The organism is Anaerosalibacter sp. Marseille-P3206, from assembly GCF_900155565.1.
Classification (GTDB): Bacteria; Bacillota; Clostridia; order Tissierellales; family Sporanaerobacteraceae; genus FUHM01.
In genome coordinates this window covers 1-24279 of sequence record NZ_FUHM01000001.1, presented here as the reverse complement: position 1 = coordinate 24279, position 24279 = coordinate 1, and the positions used below count along the sequence as shown (strand labels likewise).

Genomic DNA, 24279 nt, shown 5'->3' with positions numbered 1-24279 from the left:
AAATCCTTGATTTTTAATTTGTTTTATGTTATTATATCTTTTGTAATTGAATGAGCCGAAGTGGTGGAACTGGCAGACGCGCTGGACTCAAAATCCTGTGAGGCTTAACCCTCGTGCGGGTTCGATTCCCGCCTTCGGCACCATTGATAAAATAATAGTTTAAATATAACAGCTAGTCTATTAAGACTAGCTGTTATATTTAATTAAAATCGCATTTCTATGCTTATATGCTTCATTAGCGCAGTTGGTAGCGCAACTGATTCGTAATCAGTAGGTCGGGGGTTCAAGTCCCCCATGAAGCTCCAAAGCCACCTTATAAAGGTCGCTATTTTATTACATTTTTTATATCTTTCGTATGAAAATATTTATCTATTATAAAAATTAAAGCTAATGCTATCACTCCAATTAAAATATCAGTAGTTGTATTTGTATATATAAGCATTTTTCTAGCTATGGCATATAACATTACTTCTAACACATTAGCTGGAGTATGCTTTATTAGCATAAGAGCAAGCTCTAATCCTACTACTAAAAGTAGTAAATGAGATAAGAATTTTTGAAATATATCATAAGAATTTATTGCTTCAGTAACATATACTTTATAAATTATATTTATTAAATCCTTACCACTTAAAAATACTGCCATCATAATCAAAATAGCAAGTATTACTTCAATCCATTTTATCACCTTTTCAAGTTTATTTTCTACAATAACTAGTTTATCTTTCTTCTTATCTTCCATCAAATCACCTCGTAAATCATTTACTTATAAGCATATTAACATCCATTAGTTTTTGCTGTAATTCTAATAATTTATTCTTTAGATTATCATAATCTTCACTTAAAAATTTAGGATCTATTAATTCGTCTGTTCTATATACTAAAGATTCAAATTGATTGTATACTTCTTGAAGTTCTCTTTTAATGTCTTCGCTTTCCTTAATAGGTTCTAAAACAACTCCAGTATGACTCTGTTTAACAACCTCTTCTATCTTAAATCCATCTCCTAAATTTGGTACTATAGTTTCTACACTTAATTTTGTTTCTATAAGTTCCGCAAATTCTTCTGATGAGTCTTTTTCTCCATGAACAACAAATATTTTCTTTGGTTTTTGTTCAAATTTGTTTAACCAATCCATAAGAACGTTTTGATCTGCATGACCTGAAAAACCTTCTAAATTATATATTTCTGCTTCAACCTTTATATCTTCTCCTAGTATTTTTACGTTTTTTTCTCCATCTAAAAGTCTTCTACCTAAGGTTCCTTCAGCTTGGTAACCTACAAACACTATACTATTACTACCCTTCCAAAGATTGTGTTTTAAATGATGTCTTATCCTTCCAGCTGTACACATTCCACTTGATGAAATGACAACTCTAGGAAAATTGTACTTATTTAATTTCATGGATTCTTGCTGGCTCTTTACATAAAATAAATTTGGAAATTCAAAAGGATTATCCCCATTTAAAATCATTTTTTTAGTTTCCTCATTAAAACAGTTTGGGTTAGCTTGAAAAGCTTCAGTAGCTCGCACTGCCATTGGACTATCTACATATACTGGAATTCTCATATACTCTTCTACACTCTTATCGTATTCATAATATTTATTTAACTCGTATATGATTTCCTGAGTTCTTCCAACTGCAAAAGAAGGTATGATAACAGATCCCCCTCTTAGAGCAGTAGTATTTATAATGTCTACCAATTTTTTAGCACTAGCTTTTATATCTTCATGAATCCTATTTCCATAAGTTGATTCAATAATTAAATAATCTGCTTCATCAATATACTCAGGCTTTTTGATTATAGGTCTTCCAGGCATACCTAAATCTCCTGAAAAAACTATTTTGGTAAATTCCTTTTTCTCCTTAACCCATAACTCTATAATTGATGAGCCTAAAATATGCCCTGCGTCCTTAAATCTAACTATTATATCTTCATTTAAAGTAATTTTTTGATCATATAAATATGTTTCAAAATATTTTAAACTCAATTCAGCATCATCTACTGTATAAAGTGGTTCTATAGGTTCCTTACCAGCTCTTTGCCTTTTTCTGTTCTCCCACTCCACGTCTGACTGTTGAATATTTGCGCTATCTATAAGCATTATCTTGCACAAATCAAATGTAGCACTAGTACATATTATCTTTCCCTTAAACCCTTCTTTTACAAGCTTCGGTATTCTTCCACTATGGTCTATATGGGCATGGCTCAAGATTAAATAATCAATATCTGCAGGATTGTAACTGAATTTTTCAAAATTTAATTTTTCAAGTTCTTCACTTCCTTGGAACATCCCACAGTCTAAAAGAATTTTGTACTTATCTGTTTCAATCAAGAAATTTGAACCTGTTACTACTTTAGAAGCTCCTAAAAATCTTATTTGCATCATAAAACCCCCTGTTATGTTTAGGAATAGTTTATAATATAATTATAATACATTTATACAACAAAAGTATATATTTTACTACTTTTTTAAAAAACTCTAGGGAAAATCCCTAGAGTCTTTTCTATTCTTCAACTAAAACTTCTGTCCATATCCTTGAATATTCCTTTACAAAATCCCCCGGATCTTTAAATATTTCTGTTTTAACTAAATCTTTATCTTCTGGATATGCAGATTTATCCTTTTGCAATTCCTCAGGTAGTAATTTAAATGTTTCTACATTTGGAGTTGAATAACCTATATATTCAGTGTTCTTTAACCCAACCTCTGGCCTACACAAATAATTTATAAACAATTCAGCTTCTTCTTTGTTTTTGCTAGTATTTGGAACAACAATATTGTCAAACCACAAATTTGTACCTTCTTTTGGAATGGCATATTCTAAATTCTCATTTTGTTCTTTCATAAATACAGCATCTCCAGACCAAACTACTGCCATAGCTGCTTCTTCACCTATCATCATGTCTTTAACTTCGTCACCAACATAAGCATATACTAATGGTTTTTGTTTTACCAAAAGTTCTTTAGCTTCTTGTAATTCATTTAAATCTCTTGTGTTCATTGAATATCCAAGTTTTAAAAGAGCTACAGCTATAGAATCTCTTTGACTATTAAGCATAAGTATTTGACCTTTATATTTTTCATCCCATAGTATATCCCAACTATCTACATTTTCCTTAACCATGTTTTTATTGTAAATAATCCCTACAGTTCCCCACATATATGGAACAGAGTACTCATTGTTAGGATCAAATTCAAGATTTTTAAATTTGTCATCTATATATTTATAATTAGGTATATTATTCATGTCTAATTTCAATAGCATATCTTCTCTTATCATCTTCTCAATTATATAATCAGATGGAAATAACACATCGTAACTAGTACCACCTGATTTTACTTTTACATACATATCTTCATTGGTATCAAAAGTACTGTAATTAACTTTAATATTGTATTCCTTTTCAAAATCCTTAATAACTGATGGGTCAATGTAATCTCCCCAATTATATACATTTAATGTCTTTTTGTCTCCACCTTTACCACAAGCGGATAAACTAACACTAATTAAGACACCAACTAAAACCATCAACAAAATTTTTACACTTTTTTTCATTACATTTCACCTCTTCTTTCAATATCTTTTGAAGTTCTATTGTTAATAATCAAAAGCAATACTAATACTGTAATAAACATAAGGGAAGAAAGAGCATTTATTTCTGGTTTGATCCCTCTTCTAGCCATAGAATATACAGTAATACTTAAATTTGTGACTCCAGAGCCCGTATTAAAGAAGCTTATTACAAAATCATCAATTGACAATGTAAAAGCCATCAGCGCTCCCGTAATTATACCTGGCATTATTTCTGGAATAATCACTTTTCTAAGTGCATAAAACGGAGTGGCTCCTAAATCCATTGCTGCCTCAGCTAAATGCTTATTCATCTGTTTTAACTTAGGTAGTACTGATAGAATTACATAAGGTATACAAAATGTAATATGTGATAATAACATTGACAAAAACCCTAATTCCAAATTCATAAATCTAAATAATGTCATTAAAGATATTGCTGTAACTATATCTGGGTTTAGTACAGGCAAATAATTTAAATTTAAAACTACTTTTTTACCAAAATAATTCATATTATATATACCTATTGCCGCAAAAGTACCTATTACAGTAGATATCACAGCAGATAATATAGCAATTGTTATAGTATAATAAAGAGCCTTCATTATTTCCTGATTTTTAAACAATTCTATATACCACTTAAATGTAAAACTATCCCAAGTTCCTCTTGATTTAGAGCTATTAAATGAAAAAACTATTAGTATTATAATGGGAGCATACAGAAATAGAAAAATTAGTGTAGTATAAAGTCTTTTTAAAAATTTATTTACCATAAGCCCCCTCCTTCCTTATCTTTATCAAATTTAGTAGTTATTATCATGGCAATTAAAATAAATATCATCATTATTATAGAAATTGCTGAACCAAAATTCCAATCTCCTGCCAATAAGAATTGTTGCTCTACTAAATTACCTATTAAATAATATTGTCCTCCTCCTAAAAGTCTTGATATAACAAAAGTACTTAATGCTGGCATGAAAACCATAGTAATTCCTGAAATAACACCAGGTAAGCTAAGTGGAAATATTACTTTTGAAAACACTTCCAATTTACTTGCACCTAAATCTTCTGCTGCTTCTATAAGACTTTTATCAATCTTTATAAGTACTGAATATATTGGTAATACCATAAAGGGTAGAAAATTGTATATCATTCCCATAAGTACAGCACTATCATTATATAATAAATTAAGTGGTTCAAATCCCATTTTAGTTAATAAAAAATTTATAACTCCATTCTTACCCAACAAGGTCATCCATGCATATGTTCTAAGTAAAAAGTTCATCCACATTGGAAGTACAAATAGTAAAATCATAGCATTTCTCTTTTTTATACTCTCCTTAGAAATAATCATAGCTATAGGATAACCCAAAATAAGGCAAGCCAATGTAGATTTTAATGCTAAATCTACAGATTTCCCTAGTACTTTTAAGTAAAGGGGCTGAAAAAACTTTTTAAAATTTTCAAGAGTAAATGTCAAATCTCCCGGTAAATCTCCCGTTGTAAAACTAAAAACAAGTACAAGCATAAGTGGAATAACTATAAATAAAATCATCCAAAATACATAAGGATAAGAAATCCATTTTAGTTTCATTTTTTTCTCACCTTCTTCATAACATGAATATTTTCTGGAATTATACTCATTCCAATTTCAGTATTTACAGGTTTCATTATTGTACTATGGACTTTCCATTGAAAATCTCCACTGTCTACAATCATTTCATAATGCACACCCTTAAAGGTAACAGATTTAACTATGCCCTTTAACATGCCTTCGTCTGCAGTGACAATATTTAAATCTTCAGGTCTTATAACTACATCTATTTCTTCATCATTTGCAAAACCTTTATCTACACATTCAAAAGTTTTACCAGCAAACTCAACGACAAAATCTTCATGCATAATTCCATCTATAATATTGCTTTCACCTATAAATTTGGCTACAAAAGCATTTTTAGGTTCATTGTATATATCAACAGGAGTGCCAATTTGTTGTATTTCTCCTTTATCCAAAACAACAATAGTATCTGACATGGTCAATGCTTCTTCTTGATCATGAGTTACATATATAAAAGTAATGCCAACTCTTTTTTGCATGTTCTTAAGTTCTATTTGCATTTCTTTTCTAAGTTTTAAATCTAGTGCTCCCAAAGGCTCATCTAGTAACAATACTTTTGGTTCATTTACTAAGGCTCTAGCTATAGCAACTCTCTGTTGCTGACCCCCACTAAGTGAATCAATTGATCTATTTTCAAATCCCTCTAAGTTGATCATTTTTAACATAGACGTAACTTTTTCTTTGATTACACTCTTATGTATTTTCTTTATTTTTAAGCCAAAGGCTACATTATCAAATACATCCATATGTGGGAAAAGTGCATATTTTTGAAAAACCGTATTTATTTGTCTTTCATAAGGTGGAATACTAGTTATATTTTTCCCTTCAAAAATAACTTCACCACTAGTAGGTTGTTCAAAACCTCCTATAATTCTAAGTGTAGTTGTTTTTCCACAACCACTAGGTCCTAATAATGTAAGAAATTCGTTTTCCCTCACATAGAGATTGATATTTTTCAAAACTTCTACCCCGTTATATTCTTTGTTTACATTTTTCAAGTCAATTACTTTATTATTCTTCATTTCAATCCCCCCTACTAAATATTAAAAACTTGGTGGAGTGCTCACCCATATGATCCTTGCAATTGTTTTTCCTGCATTTTCTACATAATGATTAGCATTTGCCTTAAAATAAAAACTCTCACCTTTTCTCACCTTAAAAACTTGACTTCCTATATATATATTTATACTTCCCGAAATCACATATCCAAATTCTTCTCCTTCATGGGGTGAATCTTCTTTGGATCTTCCACCCTGTTCAATTTCTAAAAGTATAGGCTCCATAAGATTCTTTTGTGCATTTGGGATAACCCACTTTAAGGTGTATTTATAGTCTTCATTTACAGTTTCAAAAGCATCTTCTTTAGAAAAAACTATCTTTTCATCTTCTACATCATTAAAAAAATCTTTTAAGTTTGTTCCAAGTCCCTCTAAAATATCTACCAAAGTAGCAATTGAAGGAGAAGTTAAATCTCTCTCTACTTGTGAAATAAAACCTTTGGTTAATTCACAACGTTCTGCTAACTCTTCTTGAGTTAGAGAATTTTTGTTTCTTAATCTTCTTATTTTCTCCCCAATATTCATAATATCACCCCTATAAAACATATCATATATTAAACTAATGGTTTAAAGATACTAAACATTTTTATTAACTATACCATTATAATCAAAGTTTTATAAAAAAGTCAATACTTTTTTATAAAATAAATAAATGTTTTAAGTGTTACAATTAGAAGGGTTCAGACAATTCAATATTTTTTATTGTTTAATAAATAAATCTTTTTACTTAATAAAAAAAACTAGCTATTAAACTAGTTTTTTATGATTTATTTTAATTTTATTCATTTAAACAAAAACCAAGCTGGTAATACCAGCTTGGCTTTTAATTATGCATCTTGCAATGCTTCTTTTTGTTGTTTTTTCTTTTCTGATTCACTCCATAATTTTTCTGCTGTCTTAGCCCATTCTTTTGATATAGCGTCAGTCTTTGCAGTCAAATCTTCTACTTCTTCCCTATCTATAGGTTGAGTGGAATATGCATCTGATTTTTCAACCATCATCCTTAACTTTTCTGGATTATCCAGTAATGGACATGGTCTTAAATGATTTTCATTAAATGGTTGATTTTCTTTATATTGCATGAATAGTGGAGATTGTAATGCTTCGATTAAACTTACATCTTTTATATTTAAATTTGAATAGTGAATAAAAGCACATGGTTCTACATCACCATTAGCATTTATGTGTAAGTAATTTCTACCTCCTGCAATACAGCCATTTACATATTCACCATCATTCCAGAAATCTAATGTAAATATAGGTTTTTCGCTTCTGAATTTTCTAAGTTGATGGTACATAAATTCACGTTGCTCTGGAGTTGCTAACAAATCTGTTACAGCATCTTTTCCTATTGGTATATAAGTGAAATACCAACCAAACATACATCCTTTTTCAATTAATAAATCTAAGTACTCTTCAGAACCCACTACATCTGTATTATATTTATGATAGCAAGTTGAAAATCCAAATACAACTCCTTCTTTTTTAAGAAGATCCATCGCTTCCATTACCTTTTTATAGGTTCCGTCGCCTCTTCTCATATCTGTTTCTTTTTCAAATCCTTCAACACTTATTGCAAGTCCAAAGTTTCCAAGCTCACCAAGTTTTTTAGCAAATGCCTCATCAACTAATGTAGCATTTGTAAAAGACAAGAAAGAACAATCATCATGAGTTTCAGCAAGTTTAATTAAATCATCTTTTCTTACAAGTGGTTCTCCACCAGAGAATATATACATATATATTCCAAGTTCTTTTCCTTCTTTTATTATTCTATCAAGAGTTTCATAACTCATCGAATCATTCTTTTGGTATTCTGCTGCCCAACAACCAGTACATTTTAAATTACAAGCACTTGTTGGGTCCATTAATATCGCCCAAGGTATATTACAATTATATTTCTTCTTCATCTTGTCTTGAATTGGAATACCAACAATACCTGAGTTAATCATATAATTAATTAAAAATTTCTTTCTAGTACTTGGTGATAATTCAGAGAAGTATCTCTCCATTAATTGATACCAGTTATTGTCTTTATCTTCAACAATGTCTTTGAATTTTTGTAAGTATCTCTTATGATTCTCCCTTGTTACAATTTTTTCTGCCCAATTCAAAAGCTTAGGCATGTTTTCCATTGGATTTTTTTCTATATACTTTACTCCTTCATTCATCAATGCAGTGCTAACAACTTGTTTTACACTTGCCACGATAACTCCCCCTTTTTTACAAATATCTATGCTTTTAATCCATCAATCAAAGTATTTACAGAATCTATTCTACCTTGAATATCCTTATTGTTACTAGATAACATTTGAAAAGTGAAAGATTCTATAAAAGAATATATAGTATCTGCCATACTTTCACTGTCAATAGGTTTAATCTCTTTAGCTTCAATACCTTCCATAATTAATTTTTTAATGGACATTTTTAGCTTCTCCGTATGTTCCTTAATAGATTTCTGTATTTCATTGTTCTCCCTTTTTACTATTATCCATATTTCTGCAAGCAGTACAAATATATAATTGTGTTCATATTCGCTAGCTAGTTCAAAAACTAATTGTTTAAGTTTTTCAATAAAACTTAGATTATCATCTTCTACAATAATTTCTACTTTTTCATGTATATCAGCTAAAGTATCTCCTACGGTATAATAAAAAATTTCATCCTTATTTTTAAAATATTGATAAATAGTTGTTCTACCCATCCCACAACTCTTTGATATGTCTGATAGATTAGTATTATAATATCCTCGTTTTGCAAACACTTCTCTAGCACTTTCTATAATTTCTTGCTTTCTTTGTTCATAATCAACTATTTTGGGCAAATAATATATTCTCCTCCTTCCTTTAATATGGACATGTCTGTCTATATTATTTTATCATAACTGACATCATTGTCAATAATAACATTTTTAGATTTTTATTTTTCTATTAGAATGGTGAAATAAGTGTATAAACCATATTGTCTAAAACATCATTAACAAGGCCCTCTACATCTAGATTTTTTTCTGACTCTTCTATGTCTTCAACTTTTGGTTTTGTAAGTGGATGTTTTGGCAAAAATACTGTACAGCAATCTTCAAAAGGTAGTATAGATGTTTCATAGGTTTCAATATCCTTGGAAATATCTATTATATCAACCTTGTCAAATCCTATTAAAGGTCTTAATACTGGAATATTAACTGATGAATTGGTAACAGCAATACCTTGTATAGTCTGACTAGCCACTTGACCTAAGCTCTCACCTGTAATAAGTGCATCAATTCCTTCTCTTTCTGCTATTTTTTCTGCTATTCTCATCATAAATCTTCTAGAAATTATAGTCATTTGATTTTCTGGACATTTTTCATTTATCTCTTTTTGTATTCCTAATATATTAACACTATAAAAAGGTATATCTCCACAATAATTAGCCATAATTCTTGCTAACTCTTTTACTTTTTCCTCTGCTCTTTCACTAGTGAAAGGATAGCTGTGAAAATGAACTGCACTTAAAGACACACCTCTTTTGGCCATCATAAATCCAGCTACAGGACTATCTATACCACCTGATAATAGTAACAAACCCTTACCATTTGTACCAACAGGCAATCCCCCGTAGGCTTTAATTTTTTCTGTATAAACATAACACTTATCCTTTATATCTATATATACATATACTTCTGGATTATGTACATCTACACTTACACCTTCAACATTCTTAAGCAATACTGCTCCTATTTTCCTAGATACTTCAGGAGATTTTATAGGAAAATCTTTGTCCACTCTTCTTGTTTGTACCTTAAACGTACTTATATTATTTTTCTCTATGGCTTCCCTTAATGCAATTATAGAAGCTTGTTCAATAGACTCCATATCTTTATCGATTCTAATACAAGGACTTATATAAACTATCCCAAAAACCTTCTTAAGTTTATCTATAATTTGTGAAGTGTATTTTTCCTCGGCTTCAATATACATTTTTCCTTGTTCTCTATAAGTTTTTGGAGCACCATATTCTATTGTAACTTTTTTAATTTGCTTTTCTAACCTATTTTCAAAATACCCTCTATTTAATCCTTTTAATGCAACTTCTCCAAGACTTACACTAATAACTCTATCCACATTATCACCTCATAGTTATTTTTCTAATTTCATCTATTGATTTTTTCAATTCTTCTACTACATAATCTATTTCTTCTTTTGTATTTGAATAAGAAAAACTAAATCTTAAAGTTCCCTCTATTTCATTGTCATTACGACCAATTGCTTGTAAAACATGACTTTTACCTTTTCCATGTGATGAACAAGCTGAAGCTGTAGATACATAAATCTCCTTGTTCTCTAAGTAATGTAACAACACTTCACCTCTAACATTTAAGAATGAAATATTAACTATATATGGGGAAAATTTGTCATCAATAAGGCTATTAACTCTAATATTTGATATTTCTTCTTTAATTCTTTCGACAAAATATTTCTTTAATTGAAATACAGATTTACTCTCACTTTTGAAGTTACTATCAATAATTTCCACAGCCTTTCCCATTCCAACAATACCGGGAACATTTTCAGTTCCTGAACGAAGCCCTTCTTCTTGATTACCTCCAAATATAATAGGGTTTAAGAGTATATTTTTCTTAACATACAATCCTCCAATTCCCTTTGGCCCATATATCTTGTGACCACTAAAAGAAAAAGTATCTACATTCCACCTAGCTAAATCTAACGGTATCTTCCCAAAAGCTTGTATACCATCAATATGTAATAAAGCTTTTGAATTTTTTTTATTCATTATTTCCCTAACTTGTGTTACAGGCTCTATAGTTCCTATTTCATTATTAACTAACATTATTGAAACTAATATTGTTGAATCATCTAAGCATTCTTCGAATTGATTTAAATCAATAACTCCTTCTTCATCTACATCTAAATAGGTAATCTTAAAACCCTCTTCTTCATAATGTTTCATTATATTTAATACAGAAGAATGCTCTATCTTAGTAGTAATAATATGATTTCCCTGTCTACTATATTTATTGATTAGACCTTGTATGGCTATATTATTACTCTCTGTTCCACCTGATGTAAAATAAATTTCATCATTTCTAACTTTTAAGAAATTCGCAATTCTTTTTCTAGCTTCCTCAACCTTTTTTTCTGCCTGAAAACCTAAGTGGTGAAGGGATGAAGGATTACCATAGCAAATTTTAAGCATATAGTTCATTTCCTCAATTACTTCATCTCTAGGTCTCGTCGTGGCACTATTGTCCAAATAAACCATCATCTATATCACCTCATCATCAGTTAATAATCTAATATAATATATTATGCCTTATTTATCTTTATTATATAGGAATTTAATACATTGTAAAAGCTATATAATATATTTTTTTATATTTTTTAAAAAAAGGTGTTGCAAAAGCTGTCGTAATTTGTTATAATTTGTTCGTGGTTATCCCCCTGGTAACCTCAAATAAGATCTCTATTCCCAATACCCCTTTTGAACGGTTTTATGACATCCATAATTGGATGTAAGACTCCTTCGGGAGTCTTTTTTTTATGCATTTTTTATGATTTCATGTTAAAATATTATATGGTATATATTTTATTATTAAAATTTTAATATGGAGGTGTCAAAATGCAAACTTCAAAAAAAGTAGCAATTATATTTACTGGTGGCACTATTTCAATGAAAGTTGATCCTAGAATTCATGCAGCAATCCCAGCATTATCAAGTGAAGAAATATTAGGTATGGTTACAAATGTAGAAAATTTTGCGAATATAGAAATTATTAATTTTGGTAATTATCCAAGTCCTCATATCACACCGAATATGATGATGGACTTATCTAAATTAGTTAAAAAAACTATTTCTAGAGATGATATCACTGGAGTAGTTGTTACTCACGGAACAGATACTTTAGAAGAAACAGCTTATTTATTAGATCTAACTGTAAAAAGTGAAAAACCTGTAGTCGTAGTAGGTGCAATGAGAAATAGTTCTGAACTAGGCTATGATGGCTCTAGTAATCTTTCTGCTGCTATTTGTACTGCAATTTCTGATAGTTCTAAAAACAAAGGAGTTCTTGTTGTAATGAACAACGAAGTCAATGCAGCAAGTGAAGTAACAAAAACCAATACCCTTTCACTAGATACTTTTAAATCCCCTGAATTTGGTCCCTTAGGTATTGTAGATAATGACGAAATCCTTTATTATAGAGATATTATTTCAAGAGAACATATTAATACAGATAATATTGAAACAAAAGTTCTCCTACTTAAATCTGCTCCTGGAGTAAATTCTGATATTATTAATTATTGTATTGATAGTGAATACAAAGGCATCGTCATAGAGGCAATGGGAAGAGGTAATTTACCTCCAGAAATGATTGATGGAATAGTAAGGAGTATTTCAAAAAATATCCCCGTAGTATTAGTTTCCAGATGTCCAACTGGAAGGGTTCTAGATACATATGGTTACGAAGGAGGGGGAAATCATTTAAGAAAATTAGGTGTAATATTTGGAGGTAATCTTCCAGGTCAAAAAGCTAGAATTAAACTAATGCTTTTACTTGCTAAGACAAATGATATGAATAAAATAAGAGAACAATTTGAAAAAGATGAATATAAAAAATTAAATTAATTTTTAAGGTAAGTCAAGGACATTTCTCGACTTACCTGTTTTTATATCTATTAAAATATCCTCTACTGCGACTATTTAGATATTCTTCTATATATTGTACTCTTTCTTCAAGGGAATCTATCTTTTCTAGTGAATTATTGTCTATATTATCCTTTTTTACCTTTATATCATTGGAATTTTTGAAATTAAAAATTTCTTTTTTTTTAAAGGTATTTCTATAATATTGTCTAGTGGCCCAAATCCTAAAAATGAAATATCAGGATATACTTTTCCAAAAGAATAGTTTAATTTTTTATTACTATCTTTCGTAGGATATTCAGCATATTTATACCTTACAAAATCTATATGCTTCGATTCCCTCCATTGATAAATATTGCTCCATTTACTACCATCATCTGTACTGTATCTACTAAATATGCTTTCATATTCTAACCATATAATCCACAGTTTATCTAAATATTTTATGAGTATAGGATGAGAGCAATTTTCTATATTTGACATAATAGACTCAACTTTCTTGTGAAAACTATTATTTGAAATGTCAAAATTAATATATGATATTCCAAAATTACCATCTATATATTTACTATAGGTTAAATGCAATATATTATTTTCTAATAATGTATCTAAGTACAGTTTTGAACTAGTATCGTAGGTAAGTCTTGTTTTATTAGACCATATTTGCTCAAAAATATCATAGGTTTTAACAAAAATTTCTTCATTTTCAACAAGGTCATAAAAAATAATATATATTTTTTCATTTTCACAAATTATATTTATTGGATTTAGTATATTTAAAACTCTTGTATCTTCTACAATATTTGTATTCCAATGATTGTTGTTGTAATGATGATGATAAATCCTATAAACTTTATTTCCTTCATCAATCAATATATCATAAAATATATGTATGTCATCTCCATCTAGCAGTAATTGTAAATTATACACATGTGGAATTGGACTTTCAGTAATCTGTGTAATTTCTTTTTCTTCTTTAAATATGTTTGACAAATATAAGTGTTTGTCATTACCTTGATAAATAAGATATATACAGTCATCACTTCTGATTGCTACATCATACTCTTCTAAAACATTATTGGCGATTTCTACCTTCTCTATTTCTTCCTCAAACCTATTAAAATAATATCCAATGATAACCCCATCTCTCCACTCTAAATTAAAAATATTTCCTAGACTATCAGTTACAATAGAAGACTTTTGATTATAAAAACTCATAGCTACACCACCTATATGAAAATATATTTCTATATATAGGTATTTAAAACAAATTGATAATATGCGAAATTTCTATAATCAGTAACACTTGTTTAATAATAAGAATATATTAGCATTGAGAAGAAAAAGTTTTGTTAGGAGGGAAAATATGAATCCTGAAATTAAATCTGATGTATTTGATTTAGGTATTACTGATAGATGTTGCCAAGGTACAACTGGATGTGAATGGGATGGAACATTGAGAAGAGTTCGTACTGAACCTATATTTGTTCAAAAGGTATATGATGCAACTCTTGTTAATCTTCAAGCTTTAAGAACTATTACTAATCAGCCTTTTACTCCAGCACTTGGCCCAAATGCAAGGATTGTTAGAATTGCCGATATAAGATGTAGAAAGTTTTTCAACCCTAAAAATGCCTTAGATCCTAATAATCTAGTAATAGATCCTGATACAGTATTGTCTGGAGGAGAAATAGTAAAAGATGGCAAAGGATGTCCAATAACAGTTGTAGGCCCAGATGGATTGAAATCAGAAAAAATAATCTTTGCAGATACATCTGAATGTGATGAAGAAGGAAAAGGTACTCCAGTTTTTGGAACTCAAACAGTAAAAATATCTGGAAATGTAGTTGTAGAAATTGATGCTGTTGTTTCTGATAATAGAAATAGAAGAACTACAGTTACACTTACTAGCAATATACCAATTGCGCCAAAGTCTAATCCTATTGTTATGACTAGTTTCTTTGAACTTTGTATTCCATCCGTATTTGACTCTGCATTTTTACCAAGATTTGCAGAATTCTGTAATTCAATTTGTGAAACTAGATTGGCAACCAATAGTATCTCTAGAGATATAACAATTGATCCTATTACTGGTGCTGTTAGGGCTAACTTAATTATTGCATTATGTATAACTTGTGAAAAGAAAGTAATAGTTCCAGTTCAATTATGTGTACTATCTACTGGCTTCCCAGTATTATCACCTGAAGTTTCACCAATTTGTACTACATTCCCAAGCCTATTCCCTAAACAAATTGATGAATCAAGCAATCCTTGCCCAAGACCTAGAAGTTTAGATGAGGAAGAAACAGGTGTAATAACTGCAGGAGAAACATACGAAGATAGCTTTGACAACTTTGAATAAAAACTTAAAAGAGGTGCCTTGAAGGCACCTTTTTGGTTAAATTTATTTTAAAATATCTACTACTTTAATATCCCGTTCTTTAAGAAAATCAACAAATTTATCTCCTACCTTTACTATAGGTATTGTAGGTTTATTAGGATAAATATAAACTATTTCACCAATCTCTCCATTACTTAACTTTACTACATTTCCAACATAAAAATTTGATATATTATCTAAAAATATTCTTGTAATTCTAGGATCTAAATTTTTAAAACTACTCTCATCTAAATGTTCAGCTGCTAGAAATGGAGATTGTTTACTTTTATATACCCTATCTGAGGTCATAGCATCATATATATCACATACTGCTATAATCTTTGCAAACTCATGTATCTTATCTCCTCTAACCCCATGAGGATATCCTCTTCCATCCTCCCTTTCATGATGTTGTAGTACCCCTAATGCTACATTTTTACTTATACCAACTGTTTCACTTATGATATTAAAACCATATATTGTATGTTTCTTAATTATCTCAAACTCTTCTTCAGTCAATTTATCTGGTTTATTTATAATGTTTTTTGATATTTTCATTTTCCCAATATCATGAAACAATCCTGCTAATGATAATTGTTTTAACTCAACTTGATTATATCCTAGCCACTTACCTACCATTGTTGACAACATACAAACATTCATAGAATGATTAAATGTATAATCATCAGTTTCCTTTAATTCCCTTAATCTACCTAGTATATTATCATTTTTCGTCAATTCTATTATCAACATATCTACTTCTTCACTAACCTCAGATATAACTACTTTTTTACCAATCTTAACATCGCTAAAAACTGATTCTACTTTATCTGATAATACTTCAAATTTAATTATTAAATTATCTTCAGGATGTTCTTTTAAATAAGCAGCTTCGTCTAATATATCTATTTGTCTTATTCCTAAATTCTTTATGAGTAAAATAAGTCTTCGATTTAAAACTGTTCCATTTTTCACTAATATTGATCCCGTTTTATAATCATCTATATCTTTATTTACAACCATTCCAGGCTTTAAATCATTAATCTCAACAATAGCCACGCTTCTCTACCCCCTAACCATCCATAATTATTTATTCTACAAAACAATCAAAAATCCTTTTTTATATAAGAATTTATACAAAATTTCGTCTTTAATTTCCATTTTATCAATTTTTTTCGAAGCAATAAATACTATATATATTTTACACTAATATTGAATTAATTTCATTAAAAAAAATAAACCTCAAGTATTAACTTAAGGTTTAAGCTAGTTTAATATTGTCTTTACTCATATTAGACCACTTTCCACATTTATCTCCATATCTTGCAAGAACCTGATTATCAGCCCAAATTTCAAGTATCTCACACATATTAGAGCATCCATTACATTCTATACCTTTCACACAATATTCAACATCAGCAATATCTAATCCTTTAAAGCTTGATTCCTTTTTAGATTTAACTTCTTCTTTTGCCAATATAGCTACTCCTAATGCACCCATTACATCATAGTTTTCAGGTATATATACCTCTACCCCCAATGCATCTTCAAATGCTCTTTTTATACCTATATTTGCCGCTACTCCACCTTGAAACATAACTGGACTAGAAATATCTTTCCCCTTACCCACATTATTTAAATAATTTCTAACCAGTGCTTCACATAATCCCCATATTATATCCTCTTGATTGTGTCCTAGTTGTTGCTTATGAATCATGTCTGATTCAGCAAATACTGCACATCTTCCTGCAATTCTAACTGGGTTTTTAGACTTTAAAGCTATTCCTCCAAAATCCTCAATACCTATTCCTAATCTATAAGCTTGCCTATCTAAAAACGAACCTGTACCTGCAGCACAAACAGTATTCATAGCAAAATCTACAACTACCCCATCCTTAATTATTATTATTTTAGAATCTTGCCCTCCTATTTCAATCACAGTCTTAACATCAGGTATATAGTTTAGTGCTGCTACAGCATGAGATGTTATTTCATTTTTAACCACATCTGCCCCTAACATTAAATTTGCTAAATACCTTCCACTACCTGTTGTGCCAACTCCCTTAATATTAATATTTCCCATTTCTTTTTTTAAATCATGTAAACCATCTTTTATAATTTCAATTGGTTTTCCTTGAGTTCTTAAATATTTTTTACTTATTAGATTATTGTCTTCATCCATGAGAATAATATTTGTACTTACTGAACCAACATCAACGCCCATATAATAATTTTCCATTCTTTTCTTCCTCCCTTTTCCTTATGAGTAAATCTACAAATGCTTCAAGTCTTGTTAAATACCCACTTTCTCCTGTCATCTCATCTAAAACCAGTGTCATAATAGGAATATTGTAGTCCCTTTGTACCCTAGGAAGTATACTCTTTGCAACTATTTCTGGCATACAATTAAGAGGTAATAATTGAATAACTCCATCAAAACCATTAAGGGCATAATAAATAGCACTCCCTACTGTTTCCCTTCCATGTCCTCCCACTAATGTTGAAAGATAAGGCTTAGCTAGTTTATATTTTTCATTTTCTTCTTTAGACCCAAAGGGGAATTTAGTCACATGATGATTTACCCACTTGGTAGGAGTTAGAGACTTTTCTACTAATACTCCCATATGTCCTAGTTTCTTTTCAATTTCAACATTTACAAAGGGTTCAATTATTGTATATATTTCTCCTATTATACCTATTTTTATAGGGTTTTTATCTTTATCAATTTTTATTGCCTGTAATTTTTCTTCAGTTTGATTTATCAAATTAAGCATATTTTCAGCACCAAAAGTAGTTTCAACTTCACTATGATATTCATTCATTATCCTATCTACTTGATAACTATCTATTGCATAAGCTCTCTTTTCATTTGATAGTTGAGTTAAATAATCTGTTCGCTGTATTAATTGCCAACCAAGCTTACCTGCTCGTATTAAATCTTTATAACTTTTTATATTAAATGCTTTATTAAATCCATCTTTAAGTTGACCTATTCCTTCCCTTATGGGATCAAACACAATAAAATCCACATCATATCCTAAGTCTTTTAAAATATTTTTTTCTAGTACAGAATAATACCCAAATCTACAAGGACCACAACTCCCAGTAATAAGAATAGTATCAGCACCTTTTTCAATACTCTCTATATAGTTTCCAATGTTGATTTTGAAAGGTAAGCACATTGTCTCTGGTGAGTACTTGGTTCCAATTTCTAATGTCTTTCTAGTACATGGAGGTGGTGGAACTACTTCCTGTCCAAGTTCTTCTAAAAAAGCCTTCCCAGCAATATGAACATTACCTAAGTGTGGAAATGTAAGCACCATTTTTATACCTCCATTTAATCATATCTATAAAAGCTTCAATCCTCGTATTAACACCTGCCTCACCACTCTGCTCATCTAAAGTTAAAAGAGTGAAAGGGACTTTATAGGTATTGGCCTTTCTTTCAATTAAATCTATTAGAATAGAGTCCATACCACAGCCAAAAGACGATAAATATATTATCCCATCTATCTTATCTTCTTCAATAAGGTTAAAAGCTGAACCAACTATTCTTCTACCATGAGTCCAAAACATTCTCTTTGGAAGTTTGTTTGAATATTTTATGATATTTTCTTCAGATACCATTTCTGGAGTTAAAACTTTTATATTATTATCAATCAATTTATCTATTAAATTCATATTTAAATATTCATCATATAAATTATAAGGATGCCCAGCAACCATTATAGTCATATTTGACTTTTTTGAGTTGACATTCAAATCTTTAAAAGCCTTATTATATAGCTTAATTGCTTCTATAGGAATAACACCTCTATTTAATAAATAAGTATATCTTGCAAAAGAGTCCGTTGCACTTTTATAAGCTCTTCTTATAGTTTTTATATCTTTATCCAAACACTTACCAGTTTCATATATTGCAGTCTTATATTTTCGATCAAATTTAAATAAATTTAAGTTTGTATCTAATAATGGTGGTAATTTATCTATTGAAAATCTTACCATGTCAGGTAATCCTAATATTTTAGGACAACAATATTCTTTTTTTCGAATACTTATTATCTTGGGTATAAATATATAATCTACTTTATCCTTTAAGTAGTTTACATGACCATGTAATATTTTTACTGGTAAACATGCTTCATCAACACTTGAAAGAATTCCACTATCTAATATATCTTTATTAGTCTTTGGTGAAAGTACAACCTCTGCTCCCAATTCCTTAAAAAATTCATTCCAAAGAGGATAATAATCATAATATAGCATTCCTCTAGGGATTCCAATTTTGTACATTTTTTATCCCTCCAATCATCACACTAATATAGTATTGACACATTAGAAGGATAATATAACTATAATATGGAATAATAAAAAAAATAAGGTGGATTACCACCTTAAACTTTAATTATCTATATTCATCATATAATTTATGTTCTTCATAGCCATTACAATTTCTTCTTTGCTAGTAATTCTAAAATCTAATGAAGACTCAATATAATCTGTAAAATCTTCCGGGTCTTCAAAAGGAAATTTTAAACTAGATAATAATCTGCGCATTCTAAGCTTTCTTTCGTCATTAGACATAATCCTAATACTTCTATTTAAAAAATGAATATAATTATTTAGCACTTCTTCTAAATAATCCTTATCTAATACATGGTCTTCCTCTTCATCATAAAATAATATTTCATCACTCATAAAAGAAAAATCATTATAATAAGTAAGAACTTTTTTTGTAATCATCATTTTTTCATTTAATTTTTCATCAATTAAATCCTCTCTATTTACTGACTCCATAATGATTTTTTCAAATAGTTCATTGGTTTTTATCATTTCATTTTCTAACTTATTTGTCTTATGATTTAATGCATCTTTTAATTTTTTGTAATCTTCTTTTGTATCCTTCAGATAATCATTCAATAATTCTAAAATGTTTTTATCTAAACAAAAATCAATATCAAAAGTTCTAATCAAAGATACTGATATCAGCTTGTTAACTACAATTCCCATATGCTTTATTAAAGAATCTAAATCTTCCATTTCACTTAAAAGTATCGATGTCTTTTGAGAATATGAACCTAGCTCTTCTACTGTCAAAGATTTTAAATTCTTATGCTTTTTTAGCTCTAAAACTTTTCTAAAATAATCATCATAACAAGTTCCAAATGAAGATTCCATAGAACCATCAAAAATCCTTTTGTAGTTTTTTATTTCATATTCTACAAGAGAACTTGTGTAATTAGAAAAGTCTCTTCTTAATGTATTAGTTACTATTTCAAAAAACTTTTCCTTTGTTATCCTATAGGGTAAAGCTGTTATTATCAAAGATATTTTCTCAACAAATACTTCATATTCATCAACATCTTTCATTAAAAAGGTCATAACTTGATAAACAAAGTTATTTATCATTTCTTCATCAATATCAAATTCTTCTTTTTGCTCATTGATTAATTTTTTAATTAAATAATAATTAAACTTTTCATCTAAATAGGAAGTTTCAACTATATAAGGTTCTAGATCTGTTAATAGAACTTCTAGATTATTTCGCAAAACCTTTAGTTCTTCTAATTCACTATCATCACTTATCATTCTTTCATCTAGATTTTCAAGAAATTTAAGTATTGATTTGAAATGTTTTTCTAGCAATTGTATTTCTTCTTGTGATTGTATTTTATCAAATATATTATCTTTATTAATATGATATATAATATCTAAACAACCAAAAATAGAATAATATATAGACATTTCACCTAATTTACTCAATTGAATATCATTTAATCTCATTAAAATATCTTTTAATTCTTCATCAGTCAAAGTACTTATATCTTTTTCTTTTAGCTCCTTCAGTTCAATTATATCTACCATGTAACTACTCCTTTCAATATCTAAACTTCATTATATAAATTTGATTAAAAAGGAAATCGAATATATAATAATAAAAGACTAATATACATTATAACATGTTTTTTATTAAAGGAGAATTAAAATGGAAACTCTTACATATAAACTTAAATATGATGCCTTGGATATAAAAACATATTTTGATACTCATAATATATGTTTCTTTGATATTGAAACCACAGGTTTTAACAGAAATAAAGATATTGTATATCTAGTAGGTCTCCTCATATATAATGGTAAAGACTATATACTAAAACAATATCTATTAGAAGAAGTTGATGAAGAGAAAATTCTTTTAAATTGTTTAATTAAGGATTTTAATGATTGTGAGTGCCTTATAACTTTTAATGGTGATTCTTTTGACATACCTTTTTTAGATAGCAAATATAAAAATCATCATATTGATTATAAAATACCTATAGAAAAAAGTTTTGACATATACAAGATTATTAAATCAAATAAATATTTATTTGATTTAAAGAACTTTAAGCTTAAATCTATCGAAAAATATTTAGGAATAAATAGAAAAGATACCCTGTCTGGGAAGGAATGTATTGATCTTTTTTATGACTACTTAGATAATAAAAATGATAAAAGTAAAAAATTAATATTGCAACATAATTATGATGATCTATATTACCTTCCTTATGTACTTAAAATATTAGATATAATTGAGTATAAAAAAACTATAGTACTTTCAAGCAATTCTTCAAATAAAATAAAACTTAAAATTGAAGATTTCAAAGTAATAGATGATATGATGAATATTAATTGTATAACAAACTCTATTGAAATTGAACCTCTAATCATATATGAAAGTGATTATAATATTAAGTGGAATACAAAGAAAGGAGTTTTAAATGTACAATTTCAAGTAAATAACGGTATGTTGTCTACCATGGAAAAATGCCTATATATAGATTTACTTGAATTTGATATAGGTCTATCAGTTAAAGATTCTACTAACTTTCAACTACCTCGTAATATAATATTAATCCAAATAGGAAAAGACTTTGTAATGGATAATATTAAAAACATTGTATATCAAATTGTTTATACTTCTACAAAAACATTTTTTAACTAAAAAGTTTAATATCATAATCAAAAAAGAGTAGAGATTTTCTCTACTCTTTAAAAATAAATGGTGCCCAGAGGCGGAATCGAACCACCGACACGGGGATTTTCAGTCCCCTGCTCTACCTACTGAGCTATCTGGGCAAAAGAATGGTGGGCCTTCAGGGACTCGAACCCCGGACCTACCGGTTATGAGCCGGGCGCTCTAACCAACTGAGCTAAAGGCCCCTAATTACTTCATTAAACGAAGTTTTTAGGTTTTATAATTTGTACTTGGTGGGCCTGGGTGGACTCGAACCACCGACCTCACGCTTATCAGGCGTGCGCTCTAACCACCTGAGCTACAAGCCCATGTAACGTTTATACTATTTTCAACACGTAGTGTTAAATTTGGTGGGCGCAATAGGGCTCGAACCTATGACCCCCTGCTTGTAAGGCAGGTGCTCTCCCAGCTGAGCTATGCGCCCTTATTGACTTTTGTAAATAGGCTGGCAGGGGTGGCAGGATTTGAACCCACGGCATTCGGTTTTGGAGACCGACGTTCTACCACTGAACTACACCCCTATAGCCTTTTGATTAGAAAGTTTGGTATGGTGGGCCTTCAGGGACTCGAACCCCGGACCTACCGGTTATGAGCCGGGCGCTCTAACCAACTGAGCTAAAGGCCCAAACTTACTAATGGCGGAGAAGGAGGGATTTGAACCCTCGCGCCCCGTGAAGGACCTACTCCCTTAGCAGGGGAGCCTCTTCAGCCACTTGAGTACTTCTCCTTGCCCTAGTTATTAAAAAAATGGCGGAGAGGGTGGGATTCGAACCCACGCGGGCCGCAAGACCCAAACGGTTTTCAAGACCGCCCCGTTATGACCTCTTCGGTACCTCTCCATTTTTGGTGACCTATCGGCGACTCGAACGCCGGACACCCTGATTAAAAGTCAGGTGCTCTACCGCCTGAGCTAATAGGTCATATATGGCTGGGATGGCAGGACTCGAACCTGCGGAATGCTAGAGTCAAAGTCTAGTGCCTTACCGGCTTGGCTACATCCCAATATTGTGGTGCACCTAGGAGGATTCGAACCCCCGGCACACGGATTAGAAGTCCGTTGCTCTATCCAACTGAGCTATAGGTGCATGGAGCGGGTGAAGGGAATCGGACCCTCGCAACCAGCTTGGAAGGCTGGGGCTCTACCACTGAGCTACACCCGCAAATAATACATGGTGGAGGAGACTGGATTCGAACCAGTGAAGGCGTAGCCAACGGATTTACAGTCCGTCCCCTTTAGCCAACTCGGGAACTCCTCCTTGTTTTTAATCTTTAAAACGGATTAATGGAGCTGGTGAGAGGACTTGAACCCCCAACCTACTGATTACAAGTCAGTTGCTCTGCCAATTGAGCTACACCAGCATAAGCGCTTACGCGCAATTTGCTACCGTAGGTAGCATATTTGGCGACCTGGAAGGGACTCGAACCCTCGACCTCTAGCGTGACAGGCTAGCATTCTAACCAGCTGAACTACCAGGCCACATAAGCCTTACGGCAATTTTCAACACGTAGTGTTGAATTTGGTGGGCGCAATAGGGCTCGAACCTATGACCCCCTGCTTGTAAGGCAGGTGCTCTCCCAGCTGAGCTATGCGCCCCTAACTACACTTGGTAGTTGAAATGGTGACCCTACCGGGATTCGAACCCGGGATACCGCCGTGAAAGGGCGATGTCTTAACCGCTTGACCATAGGGCCATGTATTGTTTAATAAAATTATGGTTGGTCCTATCGGACACTCATATCATAAAACTAAATTATGGTTGCGGGAGCTGGATTTGAACCAACGACCTCCGGGTTATGAGCCCGACGAGCTACCATACTGCTCCATCCCGCGATAGTATTTAATATTAAATTAGGTAATAATGGTGCCGGGAACCGGAATCGAACCGGTACGATCTTTTAAGGATCGCAGGATTTTAAGTCCTGTGCGTCTGCCTGTTCCGCCACCCCGGCAGTATTATGGCTCCCAGGGTGGGATTCGAACCCACAA

20 protein-coding genes and 21 tRNA genes are annotated in these 24279 nt (G+C 30.7%); 5 read left to right on the top strand and 36 right to left on the bottom strand.

What is annotated here, in order from left to right; all coding sequences use genetic code 11:
* Positions 1-54: 54 nt before the first annotated feature.
* Together BQ9840_RS00205 and BQ9840_RS00200 are read left to right on the top strand one after the other, a co-directional pair.
* Positions 55-143: transfer RNA gene (locus BQ9840_RS00205), tRNA-Leu, on the top strand.
* An 86-nt stretch (positions 144-229) separates the two neighbouring features.
* Positions 230-305: transfer RNA gene (locus BQ9840_RS00200), tRNA-Thr, on the top strand.
* A 20-nt stretch (positions 306-325) separates the two neighbouring features.
* On the opposite strand, the gene BQ9840_RS00195 is transcribed toward BQ9840_RS00200, so the two are convergent.
* The 11 genes from BQ9840_RS00195 to BQ9840_RS00145 all read right to left on the bottom strand — a co-directional run bounded on the left by BQ9840_RS00195 (position 326) and on the right by BQ9840_RS00145 (position 11517).
* On the bottom strand, positions 326-742 hold the full coding sequence (locus tag BQ9840_RS00195; protein WP_077366909.1) for a hypothetical protein: 417 nt from the start codon (positions 740-742) through the stop codon (positions 326-328).
* Positions 743-758: 16 nt separating this feature from the next.
* Positions 759-2390 (bottom strand): MBL fold metallo-hydrolase RNA specificity domain-containing protein, encoded by a 1632-nt coding sequence (locus BQ9840_RS00190; protein WP_077366907.1) that lies wholly within the window; start codon positions 2388-2390, stop codon positions 759-761.
* A 121-nt stretch (positions 2391-2511) separates the two neighbouring features.
* Positions 2512-3564, bottom strand: coding sequence for an ABC transporter substrate-binding protein (locus BQ9840_RS00185; protein WP_077366905.1), 1053 nt, complete (start codon positions 3562-3564; stop codon positions 2512-2514).
* A complete protein-coding gene (locus tag BQ9840_RS00180; protein WP_077366903.1) occupies positions 3564-4352 on the bottom strand; it encodes an ABC transporter permease in 789 nt (262 codons plus the stop codon). Before BQ9840_RS00180 ends, BQ9840_RS00185 begins: the two co-directional genes overlap by 1 nt.
* A complete protein-coding gene (locus BQ9840_RS00175; protein ID WP_077366901.1) occupies positions 4346-5173 on the bottom strand; it encodes an ABC transporter permease in 828 nt (275 codons plus the stop codon). The genes BQ9840_RS00180 and BQ9840_RS00175 overlap by 7 nt, the downstream gene beginning before the upstream one ends.
* Positions 5170-6219, bottom strand: a complete 1050-nt coding sequence (potA, locus tag BQ9840_RS00170) for a spermidine/putrescine ABC transporter ATP-binding protein (RefSeq protein ID WP_077366899.1) — start codon at positions 6217-6219, stop codon at positions 5170-5172. Before potA ends, BQ9840_RS00175 begins: the two co-directional genes overlap by 4 nt.
* A 21-nt stretch (positions 6220-6240) precedes the next feature.
* Complete coding sequence (locus BQ9840_RS00165; protein ID WP_077366897.1) at positions 6241-6780, bottom strand: helix-turn-helix domain-containing protein; 540 nt, start codon at positions 6778-6780, stop codon at positions 6241-6243.
* A 302-nt stretch (positions 6781-7082) separates the two neighbouring features.
* A complete protein-coding gene (locus BQ9840_RS00160; RefSeq protein WP_077366895.1) occupies positions 7083-8459 on the bottom strand; it encodes a radical SAM protein in 1377 nt (458 codons plus the stop codon).
* A 26-nt stretch (positions 8460-8485) separates the two neighbouring features.
* Positions 8486-9076, bottom strand: coding sequence for a TetR/AcrR family transcriptional regulator (locus BQ9840_RS00155; protein WP_077366893.1), 591 nt, complete (start codon positions 9074-9076; stop codon positions 8486-8488).
* 106 nt (positions 9077-9182) lie between these two features.
* Positions 9183-10355, bottom strand: a complete 1173-nt coding sequence (thiI, locus tag BQ9840_RS00150; RefSeq protein WP_077366891.1) for a tRNA uracil 4-sulfurtransferase ThiI — start codon at positions 10353-10355, stop codon at positions 9183-9185.
* A gap of 4 nt (positions 10356-10359) precedes the next feature.
* Entirely contained in the window at positions 10360-11517 is a 1158-nt protein-coding gene (locus BQ9840_RS00145) for a cysteine desulfurase family protein (RefSeq protein ID WP_077366889.1), read from the bottom strand.
* A gap of 354 nt (positions 11518-11871) precedes the next feature.
* On the opposite strand from BQ9840_RS00145, the gene BQ9840_RS00140 reads away from it, so the two are divergent.
* Positions 11872-12876: an asparaginase gene (locus tag BQ9840_RS00140; RefSeq protein ID WP_077366887.1), complete on the top strand. Its 1005-nt coding sequence runs from the start codon at positions 11872-11874 to the stop codon at positions 12874-12876.
* A 162-nt stretch (positions 12877-13038) separates the two neighbouring features.
* Here BQ9840_RS00140 and BQ9840_RS00135 read toward each other — a convergent pair whose 3' ends face one another.
* Positions 13039-14112: a hypothetical protein gene (locus BQ9840_RS00135; protein WP_077366885.1), complete on the bottom strand. Its 1074-nt coding sequence runs from the start codon at positions 14110-14112 to the stop codon at positions 13039-13041.
* 148 nt (positions 14113-14260) lie between these two features.
* On the opposite strand from BQ9840_RS00135, the gene BQ9840_RS00130 reads away from it, so the two are divergent.
* The gene (locus BQ9840_RS00130) at positions 14261-15256 is read left to right on the top strand and encodes a hypothetical protein (RefSeq protein ID WP_077366883.1); all 996 of its coding nucleotides are present in this window, start codon (positions 14261-14263) and stop codon (positions 15254-15256) included.
* A gap of 42 nt (positions 15257-15298) precedes the next feature.
* On the opposite strand, the gene BQ9840_RS00125 is transcribed toward BQ9840_RS00130, so the two are convergent.
* The 5 genes from BQ9840_RS00125 to BQ9840_RS00105 form a co-directional block, all read right to left on the bottom strand.
* Positions 15299-16333, bottom strand: coding sequence for an HD-GYP domain-containing protein (locus tag BQ9840_RS00125; protein ID WP_077366881.1), 1035 nt, complete (start codon positions 16331-16333; stop codon positions 15299-15301).
* Positions 16334-16535: 202 nt separating this feature from the next.
* Positions 16536-17513, bottom strand: a complete 978-nt coding sequence (locus tag BQ9840_RS00120) for an acyl-CoA dehydratase activase (protein ID WP_077366879.1) — start codon at positions 17511-17513, stop codon at positions 16536-16538.
* The gene (locus BQ9840_RS00115; RefSeq protein ID WP_077366877.1) at positions 17488-18597 is read right to left on the bottom strand and encodes a CoA protein activase; all 1110 of its coding nucleotides are present in this window, start codon (positions 18595-18597) and stop codon (positions 17488-17490) included. Before BQ9840_RS00115 ends, BQ9840_RS00120 begins: the two co-directional genes overlap by 26 nt.
* Complete coding sequence (locus tag BQ9840_RS00110) at positions 18569-19567, bottom strand: acyl-CoA dehydratase activase-related protein (protein ID WP_077366875.1); 999 nt, start codon at positions 19565-19567, stop codon at positions 18569-18571. Before BQ9840_RS00110 ends, BQ9840_RS00115 begins: the two co-directional genes overlap by 29 nt.
* Before the next feature lie 108 nt (positions 19568-19675).
* Positions 19676-21139, bottom strand: a complete 1464-nt coding sequence (locus tag BQ9840_RS00105) for a hypothetical protein (protein WP_077366873.1) — start codon at positions 21137-21139, stop codon at positions 19676-19678.
* Between the two features lie 121 nt (positions 21140-21260).
* Here BQ9840_RS00105 and BQ9840_RS00100 point away from each other — a divergent pair, with 121 nt between their 5' ends.
* On the top strand, positions 21261-22259 hold the full coding sequence (locus BQ9840_RS00100) for a ribonuclease H-like domain-containing protein (RefSeq protein ID WP_077366871.1): 999 nt from the start codon (positions 21261-21263) through the stop codon (positions 22257-22259).
* Between the two features lie 58 nt (positions 22260-22317).
* On the opposite strand, the gene BQ9840_RS00095 is transcribed toward BQ9840_RS00100, so the two are convergent.
* From BQ9840_RS00095 to BQ9840_RS00005, 19 genes are all read right to left on the bottom strand, one after another.
* Positions 22318-22393 (bottom strand) — tRNA-Phe (locus BQ9840_RS00095).
* 7 nt (positions 22394-22400) lie between these two features.
* A tRNA-Ile gene (locus tag BQ9840_RS00090) sits at positions 22401-22477 on the bottom strand.
* A gap of 46 nt (positions 22478-22523) precedes the next feature.
* Positions 22524-22600: transfer RNA gene (locus tag BQ9840_RS00085), tRNA-Ile, on the bottom strand.
* A 40-nt stretch (positions 22601-22640) separates the two neighbouring features.
* Positions 22641-22716 (bottom strand) — tRNA-Val (locus BQ9840_RS00080).
* A 22-nt stretch (positions 22717-22738) separates the two neighbouring features.
* Positions 22739-22813: transfer RNA gene (locus tag BQ9840_RS00075), tRNA-Trp, on the bottom strand.
* 27 nt (positions 22814-22840) lie between these two features.
* A tRNA-Ile gene (locus BQ9840_RS00070) sits at positions 22841-22917 on the bottom strand.
* Between the two features lie 11 nt (positions 22918-22928).
* A tRNA-Ser gene (locus BQ9840_RS00065) sits at positions 22929-23019 on the bottom strand.
* Positions 23020-23040: 21 nt separating this feature from the next.
* Positions 23041-23131 (bottom strand) — tRNA-Ser (locus BQ9840_RS00060).
* A 5-nt stretch (positions 23132-23136) separates the two neighbouring features.
* Positions 23137-23212: transfer RNA gene (locus BQ9840_RS00055), tRNA-Lys, on the bottom strand.
* 5 nt (positions 23213-23217) lie between these two features.
* Positions 23218-23294 (bottom strand) — tRNA-Gln (locus tag BQ9840_RS00050).
* 6 nt (positions 23295-23300) lie between these two features.
* Positions 23301-23377, bottom strand: a tRNA-Arg gene (locus BQ9840_RS00045).
* Position 23378: 1 nt separating this feature from the next.
* A tRNA-Gly gene (locus BQ9840_RS00040) sits at positions 23379-23452 on the bottom strand.
* 10 nt (positions 23453-23462) lie between these two features.
* Positions 23463-23548, bottom strand: a tRNA-Tyr gene (locus BQ9840_RS00035).
* Positions 23549-23575: 27 nt separating this feature from the next.
* A tRNA-Thr gene (locus BQ9840_RS00030) sits at positions 23576-23651 on the bottom strand.
* A 41-nt stretch (positions 23652-23692) separates the two neighbouring features.
* A tRNA-Asp gene (locus tag BQ9840_RS00025) sits at positions 23693-23769 on the bottom strand.
* A gap of 41 nt (positions 23770-23810) precedes the next feature.
* Positions 23811-23886 (bottom strand) — tRNA-Val (locus BQ9840_RS00020).
* 23 nt (positions 23887-23909) lie between these two features.
* A tRNA-Glu gene (locus BQ9840_RS00015) sits at positions 23910-23984 on the bottom strand.
* A gap of 62 nt (positions 23985-24046) precedes the next feature.
* Positions 24047-24123 (bottom strand) — tRNA-Met (locus BQ9840_RS00010).
* Between the two features lie 29 nt (positions 24124-24152).
* Positions 24153-24242 (bottom strand) — tRNA-Leu (locus BQ9840_RS00005).
* Positions 24243-24279: the final 37 nt, after the last annotated feature.

Coding starts and splice junctions, on each gene's coding strand:
- BQ9840_RS00190 (WP_077366907.1), bottom strand. CDS start 2,390: ATGCAAATAAGATTTTTAGGAGCTTCTAAAGTAGTAACAGGTTCAAAT.
- BQ9840_RS00130 (WP_077366883.1), top strand. CDS start 14,261: ATGAATCCTGAAATTAAATCTGATGTATTTGATTTAGGTATTACTGAT.
- BQ9840_RS00195 (WP_077366909.1), bottom strand. CDS start 742: ATGGAAGATAAGAAGAAAGATAAACTAGTTATTGTAGAAAATAAACTT.
- BQ9840_RS00105 (WP_077366873.1), bottom strand. CDS start 21,139: ATGGTAGATATAATTGAACTGAAGGAGCTAAAAGAAAAAGATATAAGT.
- BQ9840_RS00110 (WP_077366875.1), bottom strand. CDS start 19,567: ATGTACAAAATTGGAATCCCTAGAGGAATGCTATATTATGATTATTAT.
- BQ9840_RS00185 (WP_077366905.1), bottom strand. CDS start 3,564: ATGAAAAAAAGTGTAAAAATTTTGTTGATGGTTTTAGTTGGTGTCTTA.
- BQ9840_RS00115 (WP_077366877.1), bottom strand. CDS start 18,597: ATGGTGCTTACATTTCCACACTTAGGTAATGTTCATATTGCTGGGAAG.
- potA (WP_077366899.1), bottom strand. CDS start 6,219: ATGAAGAATAATAAAGTAATTGACTTGAAAAATGTAAACAAAGAATAT.
- BQ9840_RS00140 (WP_077366887.1), top strand. CDS start 11,872: ATGCAAACTTCAAAAAAAGTAGCAATTATATTTACTGGTGGCACTATT.
- BQ9840_RS00165 (WP_077366897.1), bottom strand. CDS start 6,780: ATGAATATTGGGGAGAAAATAAGAAGATTAAGAAACAAAAATTCTCTA.
- BQ9840_RS00145 (WP_077366889.1), bottom strand. CDS start 11,517: ATGATGGTTTATTTGGACAATAGTGCCACGACGAGACCTAGAGATGAA.
- BQ9840_RS00180 (WP_077366903.1), bottom strand. CDS start 4,352: ATGGTAAATAAATTTTTAAAAAGACTTTATACTACACTAATTTTTCTA.
- BQ9840_RS00175 (WP_077366901.1), bottom strand. CDS start 5,173: ATGAAACTAAAATGGATTTCTTATCCTTATGTATTTTGGATGATTTTA.
- BQ9840_RS00100 (WP_077366871.1), top strand. CDS start 21,261: ATGGAAACTCTTACATATAAACTTAAATATGATGCCTTGGATATAAAA.
- BQ9840_RS00135 (WP_077366885.1), bottom strand. CDS start 14,112: ATGAGTTTTTATAATCAAAAGTCTTCTATTGTAACTGATAGTCTAGGA.
- BQ9840_RS00120 (WP_077366879.1), bottom strand. CDS start 17,513: ATGGAAAATTATTATATGGGCGTTGATGTTGGTTCAGTAAGTACAAAT.